Origin of the sequence: Pseudomonas sp. (assembly GCF_002796985.1) — a bacterium.
GTDB lineage: Bacteria > Pseudomonadota > Gammaproteobacteria > Pseudomonadales > Pseudomonadaceae > Pseudomonas.
In genome coordinates, this window is sequence record NZ_PEKX01000009.1 from 198,184 (window position 1) to 219,771 (window position 21,588).

Genomic DNA, 21,588 nt, shown 5'->3' on the forward strand with positions numbered 1-21,588 from the left:
CTCTTGTGGGGCGGATGGAGCCGATTCGCGAGCAAGCTCGCTCCTACAGGAAAACCTTCCGTTTGCGCCAGAAAATCTTGACGAACGAAAGTTATTAGGTTTTGATTCGCGCAATTATCTTTCGAATCGAAACTTTGTCGTTCATGTCGAAACGCAATACACCGCAACGTCGCCACGACATCCTGGCGCTGCTCGTCGAACAGGGCGAAGTCAGCGTGGATGATCTCGCGCGCCGCTTCGCCACCTCCGAGGTGACCATCCGCAAGGACCTGGCCGCCCTCGAAGGCAATGGCCTGCTGCTGCGCCGCTACGGTGGCGCGGTGCCGATGCCCCATGAGCTGATCGCCGAGCCGAGCCAGCCCCTGTCGCGCTACAAGCAGGCTATCGGCCGGGCTGCGGCGGGATGCATTCGCGAGCATGCACGGATCATCATCGACAGCGGCAGCACCACCGCCGCACTGATCCCGGAGCTGGGGCGCAAGCCCGGCCTGGTGGTGATGACCAACTCCCTGAGCGTGGCCAATGCCCTGCGCGAGCTGGAGCGCGAGCCGGTGCTGTTGATGACCGGTGGCACCTGGGACCCGCACTCCGAGTCGTTCCAGGGGCAGGTGGCCGAACAGGTGCTGCGCTCCTACGATTTCGATCAGCTGTTCATCGGCGCCACCGGGCTGGACCTCGAGCGCGGCACGACGACTTTCAACGAGCTGCTGGGCCTGAGCCGAGTGATGGCCGAGGTCGCCCGTGAGGTGATCGTCATGGCCGAGTCCGACAAGCTGGGCAGGCGCATTCCCAACCTGGAACTGCCGTGGAGCAGCGTCCAGACCCTGATTACCGACGAACGCCTGAGCGATGAAGCGTTCGAACTGATCCAGGCGCGCGGCGTGAAAGTGATCCGCGCGCGCTGTGAAGACTGACAGGAGAACCAAGCCATGTGTGGAATCGTAGGCGCCATCGCCGAGCGCAATATCACCCCGATCCTCGTCGAAGGCCTCAAGCGCCTGGAATACCGCGGCTACGACAGCGCCGGTGTAGCGGTGATCCAGGCTGACGGTGCGCTGGACCGCCGCCGCCGCGCCGGCAAGGTCTCCAGCCTCGAGCAGGCCATCGCCGAGAAACCGCTGCTTGGCCGCCTGGGCATCGCCCACACTCGCTGGGCTACCCACGGTGCGCCCACCGAGGCTAATGCTCACCCGCATTTCTCCCATGGTGAAGTGGCGGTGGTGCACAACGGCATCATCGAGAACTTCGAGCCCCTGCGCGAAATGCTCAAGGCGCGTGGCTACGAGTTCACCTCGCAGACCGACACCGAGGTCATCGCCCACCTGCTGCACCTGCGCCTGACCGAGCTGGGCGACCTCACCGTTGCGCTCAAGGCTGCCGTGAAGGAGTTGCATGGCGCCTATGGCCTGGCGGTGATCAGCAGCAAGCAGCCTGACCGTATCCTCGCCGCCCGCAGTGGTAGCCCGCTGGTGGTGGGCCTGGGCCACGGCGAGAACTTCCTCGCCTCCGACCAGCTGGCGCTGCGTCAGGTCACCGACCGCTTCATCTACCTGGAAGAGGGCGACATCGCCGAAATCCGCCGCGACGGCCTGCAACTGTGGGACGTTAACGGCAACCCGGTGCGGCGCGAGGAAGTGCGCTACCACGAGGGCGCCGAGGCGGCCGACAAGGGCGGTTACCGCCACTTCATGCTCAAGGAGATCCACGAGCAGCCGGCCGTGGTGCAGCGCACCCTGGAAGGTCGCCTGGGCGCCCAGCAGGTGCTGGTGGACAACTTCGGCCCGCAGGCCCGCGAGCTGCTGGCCAAGGTGCGCACCGTGCAGATCGTTGCCTGCGGCACCAGCTACCACGCCGGCATGGTCGCCCGTTACTGGCTGGAGAGCCTGACCGGCATCCCCTGCCAGGTCGAAGTCGCCAGCGAGTTCCGCTACCGCAAGGTCGCGGTGCACCCGGATTCCCTGTTCGTCACCATTTCCCAGTCCGGCGAGACCGCCGACACCCTGGCTGCGCTGCGCTACGCCAAGGAGCTGGGCTTCCTGTCCAGCCTGGCGATCTGCAACGTCGCCACCAGCTCGCTGGTACGCGAGTCGGACATGACCCTGCTGACCAACGCTGGCCCGGAAATCGGCGTGGCTTCCACCAAGGCCTTCACCACCCAACTGGTTGCGCTGCTGCTGCTGACACTCGGCATTGGTCAGGTGCAGAACCGCCTGAACGACGGCGTCGAGGCGGAGCTGGTAAGCGAGCTGCGCCGCTTGCCGACACACCTGGAAGAAGCCCTGGCAATGGACAAGGTGGTGGAGAAGGTCAGCGAGCTGTTCGCCGAGAAGCACCACACCCTGTTCCTCGGCCGCGGTGCGCAGTACCCGGTGGCGATGGAAGGCGCGCTGAAACTCAAGGAAATCTCCTATATCCACGCCGAGGCCTACCCGGCCGGCGAGCTCAAGCACGGCCCGCTGGCCCTGGTCGACGCCGACATGCCGGTGGTCACCGTGGCGCCGAACAACGAACTGCTGGAGAAGCTCAAGTCCAACCTGCAGGAAGTCCGCGCCCGTGGCGGAGAGCTGGTGGTATTTGCCGAAGGCGGTACCGGCATTGCCAATGGCGAGGGCACCCATGTGGTGGGCATGCCGGCAATCCACGATTGCCTGGCGCCGATCCTCTATACCGTGCCGCTGCAGTTGCTGTCGTACTACGTCGCCGTGCTCAAGGGCACCGACGTCGACCAACCGCGTAACCTGGCCAAGTCGGTGACGGTGGAGTAAGCCCGTCACGATCGAGCAGGCGCGACGACAGAGAGGTCCCTTCGGGGGCCTTTTTTCGTTTCAGGGCGCTGGAATTTCGGGGGAGATGGCGGGGGGAAGATCAACATTCCCCCGGTGCCTGCACGTCCGGGGGTGTGGACGGGGCACCGAGGCCAGGCGGCTTGAGCCGCTACACAAGGGGAATGGAAATCGACCTTGTCTTGTGGACAAGGTCGGACTCCTGCCCTGCGAGGGGTACCTGACAAGTCTCCCGCAGGGCCGGGAGCGGGCCAACGATAGAAGCTGGCTACTGGCCGGTCAATCGGAAACGACAAACGCGCGTTCACAACCGTCCGATATTCGAACCGAAAGAGCCGTTCCATCCCACGGATTTCGTTAGCCGGCTATCGGAGGTGTCTATACTGTTTCCGAATGTGTCTGCGAAAAACTGCGCTCTGCAGTCAGACGCGGACACGGGACGGCAGAGGGATTTCCGTCCATCGAGACGGGATGTAGCTGTACCGCCAAGAGAGTTCACGACAAGAGAATCCCCATGAACGCACCTGCCGCACCGCAGTATTCCGCCCACGAGCGCCGTTCGCGCATCCTTGCCATCGTCGGCGCTTCGTCGGGCAACCTGGTGGAGTGGTTCGACTTCTACGTCTACGCCTTCACTGCCTTGTATTTCGCCCACGCCTTCTTCCCTTCGGACGACCCGACGGTGCAGTTGCTCAATACCGCCGGGGTGTTCGCCGCTGGCTTCCTGATGCGCCCCATCGGCGGCTGGCTGTTCGGCCGTATCGCCGACAAGAAGGGCCGCAAGACCGCGATGATGATCTCGGTGCTGATGATGTGTGGCGGCTCGCTGGCCATCGCGGTGATGCCCACCTACGCGAGTATCGGCGTCGCGGCACCCGGGTTGCTGTTGCTCGCGAGGCTGTTCCAGGGGTTGTCAGTGGGCGGCGAGTACGGCACCAGCGCGACTTACATGAGCGAAGTGGCGCTCAAGGGCCAGCGCGGCTTCTTCGCTTCCTTCCAGTACGTCACCCTGATCGGCGGCCAACTGCTGGCCGTGCTGGTGGTGGTGATCCTGCAGCAACTGCTGACTACCGAGGAGCTGCGCGAGTGGGGCTGGCGGATTCCCTTCGTGGTCGGCGCGATCACCGCGGTGATCGCCTTCTACCTGCGCCGTTCGCTGAGCGAGACGGCCAAGGAGTCCAACCTCAATCGCAAGGAATCGGGCACGCTCACCGAGCTGTTCACCCATCACAAACGCGCCTTCTTCACCGTGCTCGGCTTCACTGCCGGCGGCTCGTTGATCTTCTACACCTTCACTACTTACATGCAGAAATACCTGGTGAACACCGCGGGGATGGACCCGAAGGTGGCCAGTGGTGTCATGACCTTCGCGCTGTTCTGCTACATGTGCATGCAGCCGCTGTTCGGCGCGCTGTCCGACCGCATCGGCCGCAAGACTTCGATGCTCTGGTTCGGCGTCCTGGGGATGCTCTTCACCTGGCCGATCCTTTCGGCGTTGAAGGCCGTGAGTAGCCCCTACATGGCCTTCGTGCTGATCATCGCGGCCATGGCCATCGTCAGCCTGTACACCTCGATCAGCGGCCTGATCAAGGCGGAGATGTTCCCGCCGCAGATCCGCGCCCTGGGTGTCGGTCTGTCCTACGCGGTAGGCAACGCCATCTTCGGCGGCTCCGCCGAGTACGCCGCGCTGGGCCTGAAGAGCATCGGCATGGAGGAGGTGTTCTACCTCTACGTTTCGGTCATGTGCGGCGTGGCGCTGCTGGTCTGCCTGCTGCTGCCGGACTTGCGCAAGGTCAGCTACCTCAACGACGAGGACTGACCCCGCGCCTTCGTCAATCGTTGCCACGGCCGCGCAGTGCGTGGTCGGGCAGCGCCAGGGCGATCAGCAGGGCCAGGGCGCCGAAGCCTGCGTTGATCAGGAACAGGTGCCCGAATACCCCATCCAGCGTGAGCCGCTGCGCCTCGTGGCCGGCGCCGCTGAGGCTGGCCAGCAGCGCGCTGGCCGACAGCCCGTGACCCGCTTCCCCCGCCAGCGGCTGCAGCATCGCCAGCAGCAGCGCGGACATCAGTGCGATCCCCACCGCGCCGCCCAGTGAACGGAACAGCGTGATGTTGCTGGTCGCCACACCCAGGTGTTTCGTCTCCACGGCGCTCTGCGCCGCCACCAGGCTGGTGGGGAACTGTGTGCCGGCAGCGATCCCGGTGAGCAGCATGCAGATTCCCGAGAGGACGAACGCACTTGGCGGCGTCAGCGCCAGACCGGCAATCGCCAGCGGCATCAACAGGGCGCCACCGACGATCTGTGGCTTGTAGCGGCCGATGATCGCGGTGAGACGGCCGCAGCAGTACGCGCCGATCGGTACGCCCATGGCCAGCGGCAGCAGGTGCAGCGCCGCGCTGTCCGCGCCCGCGCCGGTCACCGACTGGAAGCGCAGCGGCACCAGCACCGACAGCGAGATGACCTGGAAGCTGGCGAAGAAGCTGATCAGCCAGCTCAGGGTGGCTGCGCGAATACCGAACAGGTGCATCGGCACCAGTGGCTCCGGTGCGCGGCGTTCCTGTGCGACGAACAGTGCGATCAGCACCAGCGCGGCGGTGAATAGCGCAAGCATCTGCGGATCGCTCCAGCGTGCGCCCTGTCCGACTTCGGTGATTGCCAGCAGCAGGCTGCCCAGACCGGCGATCATCAACAGGGTGCCGGTGTAGTCGATCACTGGCTTGCGCCCTGGCACCGGCAGACCACGTAGAGTACGGCGGGACACCGCGAGGGCGACCAGGCCCACCGGCAAGTTGATCAGGAATACCCAGCGCCACGACAGATACTCGGTGAGCAGCCCGCCGAGCACCGGGCCGGCGATGCTCGCCACCGCGTACATGCTGCTGAAATAGCCCTGGTAGCGGCCGCGCTCGCGCGGCGGAACGATGTCGCCGATGATCGCCTGGCTCACCGACATCATGCCGCCGGCACCGATGCCTTGCAGCACGCGGGCAAACACCAGTTGCTCCATGCTCTGGGCGGCGCCGCAGAGCAGCGAGGCGACGGTGAACAGGCCGATGGCGAAGAGCATCAGCACGCGGCGGCCGTAGAGGTCACCGAGCTTGCCGTAGATCGGCATGGAGATGGTCATCGCCACCATGTAGCCGGAGATGACCCAGGCGAGCAGGTCGAAATCGCCGAAGCCGGCGGAGATCGCCGGCAGGGACACGGCGACGATGGTCTGGTCGAGCGCGCCGAGGAAAATCGCCAGCATCAGCCCCACCAGCACGGTGCGGACCGCCGGACGCGGCTCGGAATAGGTATTCAAGAGGGTCCCCTTCACAGCAGCGGTCCTCCGGTCGGAATGCGCGCGGAGGGGGCCACAGTGTAGTGCAATGGAGCGACGATCTGTCACGCCGTCGTCATCGTTACCAGGCAGGAAAGGCTCTATCTCAGGGCGGACAACGATAGGTGGCATAGCGGCTGCTACGCTTGCATAGCGAACTATTCTTTCGAGCGTAGTCTTGGGTGCAAGGGACCTGTCGCGAGTTTCTGTGGAACGCTTTGCGCCGGGGAGCGCTCCACTGCAAAGAAGCCGGCAGGCCCACCGCTGCGGTCGGAGCCCGATAGTTTTCCGCGGGCCAGGCCATAGGCGAAGGCTATGGAGGAGCTGGTCTATAGTTTTTCAGCCCTGTGACCAGGAGGTTCGCATGAAAGCCAATCTGCCCTCTGAGTTGCTGTCCCTGCAGTTGCCGCTGCGTATCCGCATCGGTGAGGCCCAGGCGTTTGACCTCGGCCCCGACCCGCAGGTAACTCTTGTCATTCGCGATCCCACGCTGCTGACCGAGTTTACCCATCCCAGCCTCGATATCCTCGGTCGCGCCTACGTGGAGGGCCGCATGGACATCGAGGGGCCGATGCAGGAAGTGATCGCCACTGCCGACGCCCTGAGTGCGGCGCTGGGCGATGACGACGACGATGCCGACTACGTGCGCGAAAGCCACGACAAGGCCACCGACGCCGAAGCCATCCGTTACCACTACGACCTGTCCAACGAGTTCTACCAGCTCTGGCTCGACCCGGAGATGGTGTACTCCTGCGCCTACTACGAGACCGGTAACGAGAACCTGGCCACCGCCCAGTTGGCCAAGCTGCGCCACCTGTGCCGCAAGCTGCGCCTGAAGCCGGGCGAGAAGCTGCTCGACGTCGGCTGCGGCTGGGGTGGGCTGGCGCGCATGGCGGCTCGGGAGTTCGGTGCTGAAGTACACGGCATCACCCTCAGCGAAGAGCAGCTCAAGCTTGGCCGCGAGCGGGTCAAGGCCGAGGGACTTGAAGGCAAGGTCACGCTGGAGTTGCGGGATTACCGCGACCTGCCGCGCGACGGCCATTACGACAAGGTGGTCAGCGTTGGCATGTTCGAACACGTCGGCCACGCCAACCTCGGCCTCTACTTCCAGCACCTGTTCGACGCGGTGCGGCCGGGCGGGCTGGTGATGAATCACGGCATCACCTCGAGCAACACCGACGGGCGTCCGGTCGGGCGCGGCGCCGGTGATTTCATCGACCGCTACGTGTTCCCCCACGGCGAGCTGCCGCACCTGTCCCTGGCCGTCGCCCGGATGAGCGAAGCGGGGCTGGAGGTGGTCGATGTCGAAGGCCTGCGCCTGCACTACGCGCGCACCCTGGACTTCTGGAGCGCCAACCTCGAAGCCAAGCTGGCTGAAGCGGCCCAACTGGTGCCTGACCAGGCCCTGCGCATCTGGCGCCTGTACCTCGCCGGCTGCGCCTACGGCTTCAAGAAGGGCTGGATCAACCTGCATCAGATCCTCGCCAGCAAGCCGCACGCGGACGGTGGCCACGAAGTACCCTGGAGCCGGCGGGATATCTACGCCTGAGCCTTCTGGTTTATACCCATCGAGTCCTCCTTGGCGGGTCCGATGTGTTTCCGACGTGGACCAAAAGATTGCATCGAGGGGCCAGGGAAGCTAAACCCCCTTTCCCCACTGACTCTTTGGTAGATGAATCATGGTGAATTTCTTCCCGGACCTGTCCCTCGTCGAACTGTTGCCCACGCAGGCGCCCTGGTCGCTGCTGCTCAAGGCTGACCCCAGCCGCGAGCAGATCGAGAGCTACCTGCCCGACTCCCGACTGCTGGCGCTAAACGAGGCGGATTCCGTGCGCGGTGTGCTGACGCTGACTCCACGCGAGCCCGGTGTTGCCGAGATCACCAGCCTTGCGGTGGAGGACGAGTGGCAGGAGCGCGGCCTGGGCCGACGCCTGTTGCTGGCGGCGATCGAACAGGCACGCGAGGCTGGACTGCTGCGCCTGACCATCGCTACCGGCAATTCCAGCCTGGCCCAGCTTGGCCTGTACCAGCGGGTGGGGTTCCGCATCGTTGGCATCGAGGTAGATCACTTCGTGAGGCACTATCCCGAGCCGATCTACGAGAACGGCATCCAGTGCCGCGACCAGATCCGCCTGGCGCTGGACCTCGGCGCCTAGCCGCGCACCCAGCGGCTCACCGCGACCGCATCGTGGGCGTGCAGGCTTTCCGCATGCACCACGCGCACCTCGAAGCCTGCTACGTCGTCGCGTTGCAGTAATGCCCGGTGCAGCCGGCGCGCGGCGTCCTCGCAGAACATCAGGTTCTGCCCGTTGGCCAGGGCGAAGGCCTGCTCGTCGGCGCGTTTGACAGCGGTCTGCACGGCCGTGCCGAGGGCGTCTTCGGCCTGGTCGATCAGCGCGCTGAAGGGCAACGTCTGCGCCGCCGTATCGAATTGCACACTCAGGCGCGCCTCACTGCGCTGGCTGTGTGGCGTGGCGAGAATGCCCTGCGGGCTGCCGAGCCAGGCGCGGACCTCGCTGGCTTTCAGCGGGCGAGCGGCGAAGTCGCTATCGAAGCGCTCCTGGATCAATTGGCGCGCGAGAGCCGCCGAGCACGGGCAGGTCGAGGAGTAGGGCAGGCTCAGGCGCAGTTCCAGTTGCAGGACGTCGTCTTCCAGTTGTGCGTGAACCTCGCAGGGGTAACGCTTCCAGCCGCTCAGTGGGCTGACCAGCGCCGCTCGCCGCAGCATCAATTCAAAACGCAGCGCCAGGCTGGCGCGTCGGGAGAGTTGCGCGTGGCTGCGCAGGAACTGCCGCAGCACCTGATGCAGCAGCTCCGATGAAAGCTCTTCCTCCGTCAGCACTTCCAGCGCCAGGTACAGGCGCGACATGTGGATGCCGCGCGCCTCGGCTTCGTCGAGGCTGACGCCGGCGTCAGCGAAGGCGGCGATGCGCTCGCCAGCGATACGCAGCGGCACGGCGATGCCCTGCATGCCGACCCAGTCGAGCGAAATGGGCAGGCGGGTGGATTGGCAGGCGATATCGGGAAGTAGGGCGGTCATGGGAGGGTCACGGTCAAAGTTGTTATAACATAACGTAATTACTTCCCGACGATCCCGCAATGGGCTCGTCAGCGTTCTTGCTGCTTGCAACCGCTGACCCGGCCGCAGGTCAGCCGCGCGCTGTCGCCCGAAGAGCTGCTGAAACGGCTGATGTTGGTCCAGCCAATGCCACGGCTGGTGCCGACCCATACCTGGCCGTCGCTGGTTACTCCGCTGAAGAAAGTCAGGCTGCCGTAGCGCGTGCCGGTCTGCGCCCAGCGCCGCCCGCTGCTCGCCTCGAAGCCGCGCAGGTAGGTGTCGTGGCCATGGGTAGCGGCGCTGTAGAGATTCCCCGAATCGTCCATGCAGGCCAGCACGGAAGCCGACCAGGCGCAGCGTGCCGGCTCCTCGCCGGGAAATGGCAATGGCGTGGAGCCACTGGCGTGGGCAAAGGGAGCGATCAGGCAGAGCAGCAGGGCGCGGCGCAGCATCGGAGGTCTCGGCGGGCAGCTGGAGCGGAGCATCGGTATCCCACGTCGAAAGACGATTGTCGATTGCGAGCTCTCCAAGGCGAGCTCTCAATTGCAGAGAATGGATTGTTATAATATAACATAAAAGATCACTCTCTTGCGGAGACGACCATGACCGAACAGGAACTGCTCGCCCAGCCCGGCGAGGCCTACATGAGCGAGGCGCAACAGGGCTATTTCCGCGCACTGCTGTTGGACCAGCGCGATCAGTTGCAGGGGCGCATCGAAGAGGAAGTCCAGGCGCTGCAGGACGGCGAGCGGGCCAGCGACGAGGCCGATGTCGCCAGCCGCGAGGAGGCGCGCCAGTGGCAGCTGCGCCTGCTGGAGCGCGAGAAGAAGCTGCTCGACAAGATCGACCAGGCGCTGGAACGCCTGACCCGGGGCGGATACGGCTGGTGCGAGGAAACCGGCGAACCGATCGGCCTGCGCCGCCTGCTGCTGCGCCCCACCGCCTCGCTGTGCATCGAGGCCAAGGAGCGCCAGGAACGGCGCGAACTGCACGTCCGCGTCGCCTGACTTTCTGGAGCCCACCCGTGAACAGCCCCCTGAATACATCCACCAGAGCACCACTGCCTGTCACCGTCCTGTCCGGCTTCCTCGGCGCCGGCAAGAGCACACTGCTCAACCATGTGCTGAAGAACCGCGAGGACCTCAAGGTCGCGGTGATCGTCAACGACATGAGCGAAATCAACATCGACGGCCGCGAGGTGCAGCGCGATGTCAGCCTCAACCGTGGCCAGGAGCGGTTGGTGGAGATGAGCAACGGCTGCATCTGCTGCACCCTGCGCGAGGACTTGCTGGAAGAGGTCAGCCGCCTCGCCAGCGAGGGCCGCTTCGACTACCTGCTGATCGAATCCACCGGCATCTCCGAACCGTTGCCGGTGGCCGAGACCTTCACCTTCCGCGACGAGCAGGGCCGCAGCCTGTCGGACCTGGCGCGGCTGGACACGCTGGTCACGGTGGTCGACGGGCTGAATTTCCTCGCCGACTACCAGGGTGCGGACAGCCTCGCCGAACGCGGCGAAACCCTCGGCGAGGACGACGAGCGCTCGCTCAGCGACCTGCTGGTGGAACAGGTGGAGTTCGCCGACGTGATCCTGGTGAGCAAGATCGACCTGATCGGCAGTGCCGAGCGTGACGAATTGCTGGCCATCCTGCGCCGGCTCAACCCCGACGCGGACATCCAACCCATGGTCATGGGCCAGGTACCGCTGGCGCGCATCCTCGACACCGGCCGCTTCGATTTCCAGCGCGCCGAGCGCTCGCCGGGCTGGCTCAAGGAACTGCGCGGCGAGCACCTGCCGGAGACCGAGGCTTATGGCATCTCTTCGGATGTCTACCGGGCGCGCCGGCCGTTCCACCCGCAGCGCTTCCATGACTTCCTCGCCCAGCCCTGGAGCAATGGCCGGCTGCTGCGCTCCAAAGGCTTCTTCTGGCTCGCCAGTCGTTACCGCGAGGCGGGCAACTGGTCCCAGGCCGGCGGCCTGATGCGCCACGGCCTGGCCGGGCGCTGGTGGCGCTTCGTCCCGCGTGAACACTGGCCGCAGGACACCACCGAGTTGCAGGGCGTGCTGCGCCACTGGCACGAAGACAGCGGCGATTGCCGTCAGGAACTGGTGTTCATCGGCCAGAACCTGGACTTCCCGCAATTGTTCGCCGAGCTGGACCATTGCCTGCTGGATGATGAAGAGATGGCCGCCGGCACCACCGCGTGGAAACGCCTGCCCGATCCCTTCGAGCCTTGGGAGGCTGGCGCCTGACAGCATCCGAAATCACCCACAAGCACTCCGGACCACACCGCCGTGTAGGAGCGGACTCCGTCCGCGATAGTCATGCCTCCGCACGGAGGTTGATCCATGAGCAGACCCAGGGAGCCTTCCTGGCATGAGGGACACCAGGCCTTGCGCAAGGGCAGAGCCTCGATTCCCGGTGGGATCTACTTGCTGACCACGACGACCCTGCAGAGAAAACCGCTGTTCTCGGACTTCCCCATGGGCTGCACCGTCGCCCGTTGCTTCGATACCCGGCTTGCACTAGGGGAAAACCAGTTGCTGGCCTGGGTGCTGATGTCCGATCACGTGCATTGGTTGCTGCAGTTAGGCGTTGGCGAATCTCTGCACATCAGTGTGGGACGGTTGAAGGCAGTCAGCGCTCGTCACTTCAATGAGGTCCATGGGCGGCGAGGAGCGCTATGGGCTGCGGGATATCACGATCATGCTTTGCGCAATGAGGCGGAAGTTCTATCCACCGCGCGCTACATCGTTGCCAACCCGATACGAGCGGGATTGGTCAGGCGGGTTGGGGATTATCCCTTCTGGAACGCGAAGTGGCGGTGAGCAATCGCGGACGGAGTCCGCTCCTACGCGAGGGTCAGCCATGGAGTGCGGGCAAAAAAATAGGCCACCCGGGGTGAGTGGCCCAATTCACCAAGATCATGTTCGGCGTGGGGTGCCGAGAGGGTGTGAGGTACCCAGCGACAGTAAGCCCGAGCCGTGTGACAGGGCGATGACGGCTACTGGGGTTTGCGCCAGTGGCCGTTGCTCTGGTTCTCGCAGAATGGCTGGAGGATGCGTGCATCGCTGGCCACACCGTAGTAATGGATGTCCTGGCGGTAGGGCACGCCCTGGGTCTGGGCGTTCTCGCAAACACCGAAGGCGCCGCTGGGGCAGTTTTCGGCGTAGGTCACCTCAACCTTCTGGTCTTTCAGTTGTGGCTGGCAGAAGCCCTCGCGGAAGAGTTTTTCCGGGATGGTGCGGTTCTGCTGGCAGACCTTCACGTCGACGTCCTTGCCCTGGGTGTGCACCACGCAGGCCTCGCCATGGGCGAGCAGGGGCAGGCAGGCGAGGGTGAGGGGCAGCAACAGGCGCATGGTCGATCCGAGGGTGGCATGAGGAAGCCGCGACTCTAGCGCTTTTCCCGGCGAGCGTCAGGCGGCACCATGGGCGAATGTTGAAGCAGATCCCGACTCATCTCATCGCCGGCCCTCTCGGTGCAGGCAAGACCAGCCTGCTGCAATCGCTGCTGGCGCAACGCCCCGCAGGCGAGCGCTGGGCCGTGCTGGTCAACGAATTCGGCCAGGTCGGCCTGGACGCCGCGCTGCTGTCCCGCGACGAGGAAGGCATCGCGCTGGGCGAGGTTGCCGGTGGCTGCCTGTGCTGCGTGAACGGTGCGCCGTTCCAGGTCGGCCTCGCTCGCCTGTTGCGTAAGGCCAGGCCGCAGCGGCTGTTTATCGAGCCCTCCGGCCTCGGCCACCCTTCGCAGCTCCTGGCGCAACTGCGCGCCGCCCCATGGCAGGGCGTGCTGGCTGTGCAACCGCTGGTGATGGTGCTCGATGCCGCTGCGCTGGCCGCCGGGCAGCCGCTGCCCGAGGCGCAGCAACTGGCGCTGGGTGAGGCGGCGATGCTGTTGTTGAACAAATCCGAATCGCTGGATGACCTCGCACGGGTCGCCCTCGCGGCTCGCCTGCCTGAGGTGCCGCTGCGCTGGACGACTCAAGGCCGTTTGTCGTTGAGCGAGCTCCCGGCGACGACCGTTGAAGAGGCAGGCGCTGATTTGCCGCAGGGCGCTTCGGCCGGCGAACCGGCAATGTTGCTCCGCCGCGAATTGCCGTTGCGCCAGGTGCGGGTCGAAGACGGTCGACAGGCGGTCGGTTGGCGTTTCCATCGCGACTGGCGCTTTCGCACGGCCGAGCTGGACGCCTGGCTGGCCGGGCTTCCCGGCCTGTTGCGGGCCAAGGCCGTGTTACAGGGTGAGGGCGCTTGGCTGGCGTGCAACCGTACCGTTGGTCCGGCGCCCTGGACACCCAGCGCCTGGCGCAAGGACAGCCGGATAGAGCTGATCCTGGCGGCTGAACTCGATCCACAGGCCTTGCAGGACGGCCTTTTACGCTGCGCCATCGCACCGACCTGACAGAGGAGGTTGCCCTCGCGTAACTAGTGAATGATAATAATTATCAGCAGATACTGCTTCGTGAACTCTTCCCGCAGGCTTTCTCATGTCGTTATCTCAACCGCGCAAAGCGGCGGACGTAAGTCCAGTCGTGGGCGCTGAGGAACAGCTGTTCACTTCCGCCACGGCGGATGACGGTGCCCATTTGCCCAGCGTGAACGCCCAGCGCGCCAATGAGGCCAACCTGCGTCTCGTCAGTTGCGCGGGCCCCCGTCGCGACGAGGAAGTAGTCCCCGAAGAGGTCCTGATTCCCTATGCCGCGCCGGTCGAAGGCGTGGAAGACGGCGATCAGCCGCCTCCCTCTGGTGGCTGGTGGAAGCCCTCCGGGCTGGCGATCGGTATGCACGTGGCGATTGTCGCCGCGTTGGTCTGGGTGATGCCCAGCCCGGCCGAGCTGAATCTGGGCGCGGGTGAAATGCCCAAGGCCATGCAGGTGAGCGTCGTCACCCTGCCGCCCAAGCCCGAGCCGGTGCAGCAACCGCCGGCTGCCGCGCCGGTGCCGACACCGCCGGAACCCGAGCCGCCCAAACCGGTCGAGCCGCCCAAGCCGGTAGAAAAGCCCAAGCCCAAACCCAAGCCGGTCGAGAAGGCCGTGCCCAAGGTCTCGCCCAAGCCCAAGCCGAAACCCAAGCCCGAGTTGGACCCAGAGCCCGCCGAGGAAGCCGCCGCGCCACCGACCCCGGCCGCCCCGCCGCCGCCCGCGGCGCCGACCGTTGGCCAGTCCACCCCCGGTGCGCAATCCGCGCCGACTGGCTCCCAAGGTCCCGCGGGCCTGCCCACCGGCAGCCTCAATGACAGCGACATCAAGCCGCTGCGGATGGACGCCCCGGCCTATCCACGCGTGGCTCAGTCGAAGCAGATCGAAGGACACGTGAAGGTGCTGTTCACCATCACCAGCGATGGCCGGATCACCGACATCCAGTTCCTTGAATCGACCCCGCCCCGCGTCTTCGAGCGCAGCGTGCGCGATGCCATGGACAAATGGCGTTTCGAACCCCGTGTCAGCGGTGGCCAGATCGTTGCCCGCCAGGCGACCAAGGTGTTCTTCTTCAAGCTCAAGGGCCGTCGCTGACCGCTTCCTGCCAGCAATAAAAAACGCGCCTCAGGGCGCGTTTTTTGTGACCGTCGATTGACCGGGGCGTGACTTTGCGTAGGAGCGGACTCCGTCCGCGATAGGCCCGCATCGCGCCGGAAACCATCGTGGACGGAGTCCGCTCTACGAGAGCAATTCTTCCCGCACCAGCTCCAGCGCTTCGCGCGCTCCGCCGACGGCGATGCGCACCGGCACGCCGAGCATCAGGTTCAGCGGCAAGCCGAAGCTTTCGATCTGGTTGCCATCACGGTCGCGGCCCGGCTCCTCGCCTTGCCATTCGCAAGGCAGACGCTCGACGCAGCTGCCGCCTTCATCGATGTAGCCATACAGCGGCTTGCCCAGCGCGGCGGCGTAGCCCAGTTCGAAGGCCGTGCCGCTGTCCGGCTCGGTGCCGCGGAAGGGGTTGAGGTTGGCCAGCACCGCGTCCGCCTCGGCGATCAGGGTGAGATTGGCCTGGTAGATCCACAGTGCCTGCTCCGGGGGATTAGTGATGCCTTCGGGCACCGAATGGTCTAGCGGATAGAGGCCCTGCAGGCCGAATTCGGTGCACAGCGCCTTGAGTCGCTCGCCCTGCGCAAAGGCATCGGGGCGGAACACATCGGGGCCGGCAAGGTAGATCTTGAGCATGGTCAGAGTCCCATGAACGACAACATCAGGAAGGTGGCGAACAGCACGAAGTGGGTCATGCCCTCGATGGCGTTGGTCTTGCCGTCATGCAGGTTGAAGCCGGCGACCATCAGGGTGATGAACATCATGCCGGTCTGCAGCGGGGTCATTGCCATCTGGATCGGCTGGCCCTTGAACAGCGCCAGGGCTTCGATCACCGGCACGGTGAGGATCACCGTGGACAGCGAGGCGCCCAGGGCGATGTTGACCACCGGCTGCATGCGGTTGGCCAGCGCGGCGCGCAGGGCGGTGAGGATTTCCGGGCTGGCGGAGATCGCCGCCACCAGCAGCGCCGGCACGATGGGCGGCACGCCGCTGCCTTCCAGGCCAATGTCCAGGGCCTTGGACATCACCTCGGCCAGCGCGCCGATCAGCACCACGCCAACCACCAGCAGCGCCATGGACTGCTGGCTGCTGCCTGGCGTCTCGTGGCCTTCGCCCTGCTCGCCGTGGGTCGCGTAGTTGTAGCTGAAGAAGTAGCTGTGCTGGCCGGTCTGCATGCGCAGGAACAACGCGTAGAGCATGACCATGCAGCCGATGGTGAAGAACGAGTAGAGCTTCCACTGCTCGGCCGGGATCAGCTCCGGCACCACCATGGAGATGCCCACGGCGGTGAGGATCATGGTCACGTAGGTCTTGCCCGAATCGTCGTTATACGACTGCTCGCCGTGCTTGAGGCCGCCCAGTAGCGCGGCCAGGCCGAGGATGCCGTTCATGTCGAGCATCACCGCAGCGTAGATGGTGTCGCGGGCCAGGGTCGGGGAATGGTTGTGGCCCATCATGATCGCCAGGATCACCACCTCCACCAGCACCGCCGCCAGGGTCAGGATCATGGTGCCGTAGGGCTCGCCGACCTTCTCCGCGAGGATCTCGGCGTGGTGGGCCACCCGTAGCGACACGCCGATGATCACCGCCAGCAGCGCGCTGGCGGCGATCCCCGCGAGCAGTTTGCCGCCGCCCAGCAGGCTGTGCTCCAGCGGGTAGACCGCGACCGCCACCAGCAGGGCGAAGAGGAGGAATTTTTCGTCTTTGAGCGAACGCAGCATCGAGGGATGTCCATTGCCTTAGAGGGCGAGTGCGCCATCTTAGGCAATGCACCGGGGGCCTGCCAGCGCGGGGGCGCCGCGCTGCGGCCGGTGGCCAGCGGAAGACCGGTCCGGTGGGTCAGGAGCTGGCGTCAGGCGTCGTGGCCTCAGGTGTCAGCCCGGCCTTCTCGAGGAATCTCTTCTGCGACAGCAGAATCCGCTCCGGCGCGGCGCTGAGCAGCACATAGGAGGCTTTCAGCTCCTGGGCGATGCCCTCCTTCTTGGTCTTGTCGCTGGCCTTCATGTAGCGCCTGAGGTTCTGGTAATAGCCGACCTGCAGCTCGTAGTAGCCACTGAGGTGTCGGGAGAAACGGTCGGCATCGTCGCTGTGCCTGAGCGTTTCCACCCGGTCCAGGGCGAGCTCAAGTTCTTCGATGTGTTTGCGCAACTGCTCGAGCTTGAGGTCCCGGGCGCTTTGCGAACGGATGTCGAAGTTGCCGCCCAGGAAGCTCAGGTGATCCTTGGCGAACTGCTCCCGGCTTTGCGAAAAGGTTGAGCTGACCTGCTGGTTGTAAATCAGATCGGGAATGTCGCCACAGGCGGCAAGCACCAGCGGTAGCAGCAGAGCTGCCAGTGTTCTGTTCATGGTCGGAACCGTCGGCTGATAGGGGGACCATCGATTTTAGGAAGGCAGCCGGGCGGAAGATTTCGCGGTGTTCTGTCTTTTCAGTCAGAATTGTCTCTCGGTGCTGTGAGCAATGGATGTGCGCGTGCCGGCCGCCTCGCTTCGAATGGCTTATCGGACCAGCCTGTGTGCCAATGGCGGGCGCCTGACCCACCCATAACGAGACCTCACCCATGTACGAATGGCTCAATGCCCTGCCCAAGGCCGAACTGCACTTGCACCTCGAAGGTTCGCTGGAGCCCGAGCTGCTCTTCGCCCTGGCCGAGCGCAACAAGATCGCCCTGCCCTGGGGCGACGTCGAGAGCCTGCGCAAGGCCTATGCGTTCAACAACCTGCAGGAGTTCCTCGACCTCTACTACGCTGGCGCCGACGTGCTGCGCACCGAGCAGGACTTCTACGACCTGACCTGGGCGTACCTGGAGAAGTGCAAGGCGCAGAACGTCATCCACGTCGAACCCTTCTTCGACCCGCAGACCCACACCGACCGTGGCGTTCCCTTCGAGGTGGTGCTGCGCGGTATCCAGGGCGCGCTCAAGGATGGCGAGAAGCAGTTGGGTATCAGCCACGGCCTGATCCTCAGCTTCCTGCGCCACCTGTCCGAGGACGAGGCGTTCAAGACCCTGGAGCAGGCGATGCCGTTCCGCGACGCGTTCATCGCCGTCGGCCTGGACAGCTCCGAAGTCGGCCACCCGCCGCGCAAGTTCCAGCGTGTGTTCGATCGCGCCCGCAGCGAAGGCTTCCTCACGGTCGCCCATGCCGGCGAGGAAGGTCCGCCGGAGTACATCTGGGAAGCCCTGGACCTGCTCAAGATCGAACGCATCGACCACGGCGTGCGCGCCATCGAGGACGAACGCCTGATGCAGCGCATCATCGACGAGCAGATCCCGCTGACCGTCTGCCCGCTGTCCAACACCAAGCTCTGCGTGTTCGACCACATGCGCGAGCACAACATCCTCGACATGCTCGAACGCGGCGTGAAGGTGACGGTGAATTCGGACGACCCGGCGTACTTCGGCGGCTACGTCACCGAGAACTTCCAGGCGCTGCACGAGCATTTGGGGATGACCAAGGAGCAGGCGCAGCGGCTGGCGCAGAACAGCCTGGATGCGCGGTTGGTGAAGTGAAGGTCCAGGGGGTGGCTCCGCTGCGGGGCCTACCCCTCACCCCAGCCCTCTCCCAGGGGGAGAGGGAGCCGATCGTGCCGGCTGACGCTGTCGCCATCCTGCTGCGGACAGTCCCCTCTCCCTCTGGGAGAGGGTGAGGGCTACCCCCTGCACCAAAACTCCCCGACATTCCCCCGTCCCGATCCGTCCTCTCATCTGGCGCCCGCGACCTTTCGCCCAACCCCTGCTACCCCTATAAGAACGCCTCTCCCACCGTCTTGAGGTAGCAGCATGAACAGGATCGTCGCCATCACCGGCGGCTTCGGCCATCTGGGCAGCGTGGTCGGCCAGGCGTTCGCCGATGCCGGCTGGCAGGTCGCCTTGCTCGACCGTGCCGTCGGCCCGCGTTATCCACAGGCTGGCGCGCTGTCCATCGGCGGTGTCGACCTCACCGATTCGGCCGCCGCCCGTGTGGCGCTGGAACAGGTCAACGAGCATTTTGGAGGCCTGGATGCGCTGATCAACGTGGCCGGCGGCTTCCACTGGGAGACCCTGGCTGACGGCGATGTCGACACCTGGGATCTGATGTACCGCATCAACCTGCGCACCGCCGTGGTCTCCAGCCAGGTCGCGCTGGCGCACCTGAAGGCGCGGGGGCACGGGCGCATCCTCAACATCGCCGCCGCAGCCGCCACCCGCGCAGCGCTGGGCATGGGTGCCTATGCGGCGTCCAAGGCCGGCGTCATGCGCCTGACCGAAGCACTGGCGGAGGAACTGAAGGACGCGCGCATCACCGTCAATGCGCTGATGCCGAGCATCATCGACACCCCACAGAACCGCGCCGACATGCCCAATGCCGAGTTCGATCGTTGGGTACGCCCGGAGCAACTGGCGGCGACCTTGCTGTTCCTCGCCTCGGACGCGGCATCGGCCATTACCGGTGCGTGCATTCCGGTGACTGGGCGGGTCTGACCCCACGCCCAGTGGGAGCGGGCCTGGCGCGCTGCTGCACGAAATGGGCAGGGACGGGCGCCGTAAGCATTGGACGCTATCGATCGGCAACCCTATGCTCGCCTGCCGCTCCCGTTCTCCAGGTTCCTTGCCATGCACACCGTGTTCGCCGTCGTCCTGCCGATCTTCGCGCTGATCCTGGTCGGCTGGCTGTGCCGGCGCACCAACCGCCTCGGCCCGCAGGCAGCCTCGGAGATCAACAAGCTGGTGGTCTGGCTGTGCCTGCCGGCGCTGCTGTTCAAGGTCACCGCCACCGCGACCTGGGCGGAAATCTGGCAGCCGGGCTTCCTCGCCGCCTTCACGGGCGGCTGCCTGCTGGTGTTCTTCGCCACGCTGATCTGGCGCCTGATGCAGGGTCGCGCGTTGCCGGCGGCGAGTATCGACGGCCTCAGTGCGTCCTACGCCAATACCGGCTACATGGGCATCCCGCTGTGCCTGCTGGTGTTCGGCCAGGACGGCCTGGAGCCGGCGCTGATCGCCTCTTTGCTGGTGGTCTGCGTGCTGTTCGCCATCGCCGTGGTGTGCATCGAGGTCGGCCTGCAGGAGGAGAAGCACATCGGCCGCGCTGTCTGGGTGGTGACCCAGGCGCTGGGCAAGAATCCGCTGGTGGTCTCGCCGATCATCGGCGGATTATGGGCGGTGACCGGCATCGGCCTGCCGGCGCCGCTGCTGCATTTTCTCGACATGCTCGCCGCCGCCACCACGCCTTGCGCGCTGGTGTCCCTCGGCCTGTTCCTGGCGCAGAAGCAGGAGGGCGAACAGGTCGGTGCCTGGCCGCTGGTGGCGATCAAGCTGGTTGGCCAGCCGTTGCTTACCGGCTTCCTCGCCTACAAGGTCTTCGACCTGCCGCCGCTGTGGGCGGACTCCGCGCTGCTGCTCAGCGCACTGCCCACCGGCACCGGGCCGTTCATGCTCGCCGAGTACTACCAGCGCGAGGCGGCGGTGGTGTCGCGGAGCATTCTGGTGTCGACATTGGGGTCGTTGGTAACCCTCTCTCTTTGCTTACTGTGGATCGCCCGATAGCAGCCATTGCGTAGGAGCAAGGACAGTCCGTGCCTGGAATTTCCCTCTCCCTAACCCTGGCGCGCGTCCCGCTCCGACGGGAGAGGGGACTGTCCGGCGCGCACAAATAACCCTGTGCTTACCGGCTGGCTCTGCCCTATCCGAGAGCGCCGAATGGCGCCCTCTCTCTTCAGGGAGAGGGCGGGGGAGAGGGTTGGGGCCCGCGCAGAGTTTCCAGGTAGGAGCGGACTCCGTCCGCGATGGAAGACGAGGGCGCTTTCGCGGCAAATACTGGCAGTTGATAGCTTTTGAGCCCGTTTGAGGCGCTGGCGCTGCTAGGCTGCGCGCGCGTTTCGTTCCCGAGTCGCCCGTCCCAGAGCCCGCTCCCTACAAGTGGCCGCCATGCGCAAGCACCGTCGTTTGATCTTCCGCCACATCGGCCAGATCAACGTGGCCAACCGCCTGAGTGGTGAGCCCATGTGGACGTCTCGATGGGCGGCCAGCGGCTGGTGGCGAACCAGCCGCTGGCGCCGGGTAGCTGCTACGACATGCGCCTGGACATCCCGGTGCGCGAGGATCACACCCGCTCAGTGGACATCAGCGCGATCTGCCAGTGGCCCAAGAAGGATGCCAAGAACGCGCGCTTCGAGCAGGGCTTCAAGCTGGACCGGCCGAGCACGGCTTTCACCGAGTTGGTGACGTCGAAGTCGGTGAGTTTCAAGCGCAGTCTGTTGGGGCGGGCACGGTTGCAGTGAATGCTTACTTGAGAGTGCCATTATTCTAGCGACTTGGTTTGCATAAGGCAGTAATACTGGCGCTTCACAGTCTCCGTTTCGGTATCTTATCGACTGACATGCTAATATTCTGGCGAAATTAATGTCATAACGCCGGAATACTAGCGACATGGCCAAGAAAACCGCCCCCCTGTTGCCGCAGACCAACCAACTGCTTGCCGCCTTCGGCGAGCGCCTCAAGCTCGCGCGCCTACGCCGCAAGCTGACCGCCAAGCAGGTCGCCGAACGCTCCGGTATGTCGCCGATGACGCTTCGTGCCGTGGAGGCCGGCGGCGCCGGGGTGACCATTGGCGCCTATCTGTCGGTGATGCAGGTGTTGGGGCTGGAGTCGGACCTGGCAAGGCTCGCCGAAGCCGACGAGCTGGGTCGCCAGTTGCAGGACGCCCGTCTGGTGAGTCAGCGAAGACGCGAGACCGTGCCTGCAAAACCGCGCTATGCCCCCCCGAACACGCCCAGGGCAGGGCAGGATGCGGTTGCAGAGGAGCAGGCCGCACTCGCATCGGCTGAACCGCAAGCGAGCGTCGTGGCCGACAAGGGTGTCACGGCCAAGGCGCTGGCGGCACTCCTCGAGCCGATCAGCCTTGAGGGCAAGGAGCGCGAATAGCC

At 65.2% G+C, this 21,588-nt stretch carries 22 protein-coding genes; 15 read left to right on the forward strand and 7 right to left on the reverse strand.

The window, feature by feature from the left end; translation table 11 throughout:
* Positions 1-143: 143 nt before the first annotated feature.
* From CTR55_RS15260 to CTR55_RS15270, 3 genes are all read left to right on the forward strand, one after another.
* Entirely contained in the window at positions 144-914 is a 771-nt protein-coding gene (locus CTR55_RS15260; RefSeq protein ID WP_296287403.1) for a DeoR family transcriptional regulator, read from the forward strand.
* Positions 915-929: 15 nt separating this feature from the next.
* Positions 930-2,765, forward strand: a complete 1,836-nt coding sequence (gene glmS / locus CTR55_RS15265) for a glutamine--fructose-6-phosphate transaminase (isomerizing) (RefSeq protein WP_296287405.1) — start codon at positions 930-932, stop codon at positions 2,763-2,765.
* Between the two features lie 532 nt (positions 2,766-3,297).
* On the forward strand, positions 3,298-4,602 hold the full coding sequence (locus CTR55_RS15270; protein WP_296287407.1) for an MFS family transporter: 1,305 nt from the start codon (positions 3,298-3,300) through the stop codon (positions 4,600-4,602).
* A 13-nt stretch (positions 4,603-4,615) separates the two neighbouring features.
* On the opposite strand, the gene CTR55_RS15275 is transcribed toward CTR55_RS15270, so the two are convergent.
* Positions 4,616-6,088, reverse strand: coding sequence for an MDR family MFS transporter (locus CTR55_RS15275; protein ID WP_296287408.1), 1,473 nt, complete (start codon positions 6,086-6,088; stop codon positions 4,616-4,618).
* 382 nt (positions 6,089-6,470) lie between these two features.
* Between CTR55_RS15275 and cfaB the strand changes: the two genes are divergently transcribed.
* The gene (gene cfaB, locus CTR55_RS15280) at positions 6,471-7,655 is read left to right on the forward strand and encodes a C17 cyclopropane fatty acid synthase CfaB (RefSeq protein ID WP_296287409.1); all 1,185 of its coding nucleotides are present in this window, start codon (positions 6,471-6,473) and stop codon (positions 7,653-7,655) included.
* 130 nt (positions 7,656-7,785) lie between these two features.
* Positions 7,786-8,262 carry a GNAT family N-acetyltransferase gene (locus tag CTR55_RS15285; protein ID WP_296287410.1) on the forward strand — a complete coding sequence of 159 codons (477 nt, stop codon included), beginning with the start codon at positions 7,786-7,788 and terminating at the stop codon, positions 8,260-8,262.
* On the opposite strand, the gene folE2 is transcribed toward CTR55_RS15285, so the two are convergent.
* The gene (gene folE2 / locus CTR55_RS15290) at positions 8,259-9,146 is read right to left on the reverse strand and encodes a GTP cyclohydrolase FolE2 (protein ID WP_296287411.1); all 888 of its coding nucleotides are present in this window, start codon (positions 9,144-9,146) and stop codon (positions 8,259-8,261) included. The genes CTR55_RS15285 and folE2 overlap by 4 nt on opposite strands.
* Before the next feature lie 68 nt (positions 9,147-9,214).
* Positions 9,215-9,616, reverse strand: a complete 402-nt coding sequence (locus tag CTR55_RS15295; RefSeq protein ID WP_296287413.1) for a hypothetical protein — start codon at positions 9,614-9,616, stop codon at positions 9,215-9,217.
* A gap of 150 nt (positions 9,617-9,766) precedes the next feature.
* On the opposite strand from CTR55_RS15295, the gene dksA reads away from it, so the two are divergent.
* From dksA to CTR55_RS15310, 3 genes are all read left to right on the forward strand, one after another.
* A complete protein-coding gene (gene dksA, locus CTR55_RS15300) occupies positions 9,767-10,171 on the forward strand; it encodes an RNA polymerase-binding protein DksA (protein ID WP_296287414.1) in 405 nt (134 codons plus the stop codon).
* 53 nt (positions 10,172-10,224) lie between these two features.
* Entirely contained in the window at positions 10,225-11,415 is a 1,191-nt protein-coding gene (gene zigA, locus CTR55_RS15305) for a zinc metallochaperone GTPase ZigA (protein WP_296287991.1), read from the forward strand.
* 96 nt (positions 11,416-11,511) lie between these two features.
* Positions 11,512-11,991, forward strand: a complete 480-nt coding sequence (locus CTR55_RS15310) for a transposase (protein ID WP_296287415.1) — start codon at positions 11,512-11,514, stop codon at positions 11,989-11,991.
* 176 nt (positions 11,992-12,167) lie between these two features.
* On the opposite strand, the gene CTR55_RS15315 is transcribed toward CTR55_RS15310, so the two are convergent.
* The gene (locus tag CTR55_RS15315) at positions 12,168-12,524 is read right to left on the reverse strand and encodes an NADH:ubiquinone oxidoreductase (RefSeq protein ID WP_296287416.1); all 357 of its coding nucleotides are present in this window, start codon (positions 12,522-12,524) and stop codon (positions 12,168-12,170) included.
* A gap of 77 nt (positions 12,525-12,601) precedes the next feature.
* Here CTR55_RS15315 and CTR55_RS15320 point away from each other — a divergent pair, with 77 nt between their 5' ends.
* Both CTR55_RS15320 and CTR55_RS15325 read left to right on the forward strand, forming a co-directional pair.
* On the forward strand, positions 12,602-13,564 hold the full coding sequence (locus CTR55_RS15320; RefSeq protein ID WP_296287418.1) for a CobW-like GTP-binding protein: 963 nt from the start codon (positions 12,602-12,604) through the stop codon (positions 13,562-13,564).
* Between the two features lie 85 nt (positions 13,565-13,649).
* Positions 13,650-14,675 carry an energy transducer TonB gene (locus CTR55_RS15325; RefSeq protein ID WP_296287419.1) on the forward strand — a complete coding sequence of 342 codons (1,026 nt, stop codon included), beginning with the start codon at positions 13,650-13,652 and terminating at the stop codon, positions 14,673-14,675.
* A 144-nt stretch (positions 14,676-14,819) separates the two neighbouring features.
* Here CTR55_RS15325 and CTR55_RS15330 read toward each other — a convergent pair whose 3' ends face one another.
* From CTR55_RS15330 to CTR55_RS15340, 3 genes are all read right to left on the reverse strand, one after another.
* Positions 14,820-15,323: a nucleoside 2-deoxyribosyltransferase gene (locus CTR55_RS15330; protein ID WP_296287420.1), complete on the reverse strand. Its 504-nt coding sequence runs from the start codon at positions 15,321-15,323 to the stop codon at positions 14,820-14,822.
* Positions 15,324-15,325: 2 nt separating this feature from the next.
* On the reverse strand, positions 15,326-16,408 hold the full coding sequence (locus CTR55_RS15335; RefSeq protein ID WP_296287422.1) for a calcium:proton antiporter: 1,083 nt from the start codon (positions 16,406-16,408) through the stop codon (positions 15,326-15,328).
* Positions 16,409-16,526: 118 nt separating this feature from the next.
* The gene (locus tag CTR55_RS15340; RefSeq protein WP_296287423.1) at positions 16,527-17,033 is read right to left on the reverse strand and encodes a hypothetical protein; all 507 of its coding nucleotides are present in this window, start codon (positions 17,031-17,033) and stop codon (positions 16,527-16,529) included.
* 212 nt (positions 17,034-17,245) lie between these two features.
* Between CTR55_RS15340 and CTR55_RS15345 the strand changes: the two genes are divergently transcribed.
* The 5 genes from CTR55_RS15345 (at position 17,246) to CTR55_RS15365 (ending at position 21,586) form a co-directional block, all read left to right on the forward strand.
* On the forward strand, positions 17,246-18,196 hold the full coding sequence (locus CTR55_RS15345; protein ID WP_296287424.1) for an adenosine deaminase: 951 nt from the start codon (positions 17,246-17,248) through the stop codon (positions 18,194-18,196).
* 270 nt (positions 18,197-18,466) lie between these two features.
* Positions 18,467-19,147 carry an SDR family NAD(P)-dependent oxidoreductase gene (locus tag CTR55_RS15350; RefSeq protein ID WP_296287427.1) on the forward strand — a complete coding sequence of 227 codons (681 nt, stop codon included), beginning with the start codon at positions 18,467-18,469 and terminating at the stop codon, positions 19,145-19,147.
* A 132-nt stretch (positions 19,148-19,279) separates the two neighbouring features.
* On the forward strand, positions 19,280-20,209 hold the full coding sequence (locus tag CTR55_RS15355; protein WP_296287429.1) for an AEC family transporter: 930 nt from the start codon (positions 19,280-19,282) through the stop codon (positions 20,207-20,209).
* A gap of 458 nt (positions 20,210-20,667) precedes the next feature.
* Positions 20,668-20,943 (forward strand): PilZ domain-containing protein, encoded by a 276-nt coding sequence (locus CTR55_RS15360; protein ID WP_363711045.1) that lies wholly within the window; start codon positions 20,668-20,670, stop codon positions 20,941-20,943.
* 148 nt (positions 20,944-21,091) lie between these two features.
* Positions 21,092-21,586: a helix-turn-helix transcriptional regulator gene (locus CTR55_RS15365; RefSeq protein ID WP_296287431.1), complete on the forward strand. Its 495-nt coding sequence runs from the start codon at positions 21,092-21,094 to the stop codon at positions 21,584-21,586.
* The last annotated feature ends 2 nt before the right edge of the window (positions 21,587-21,588 follow it).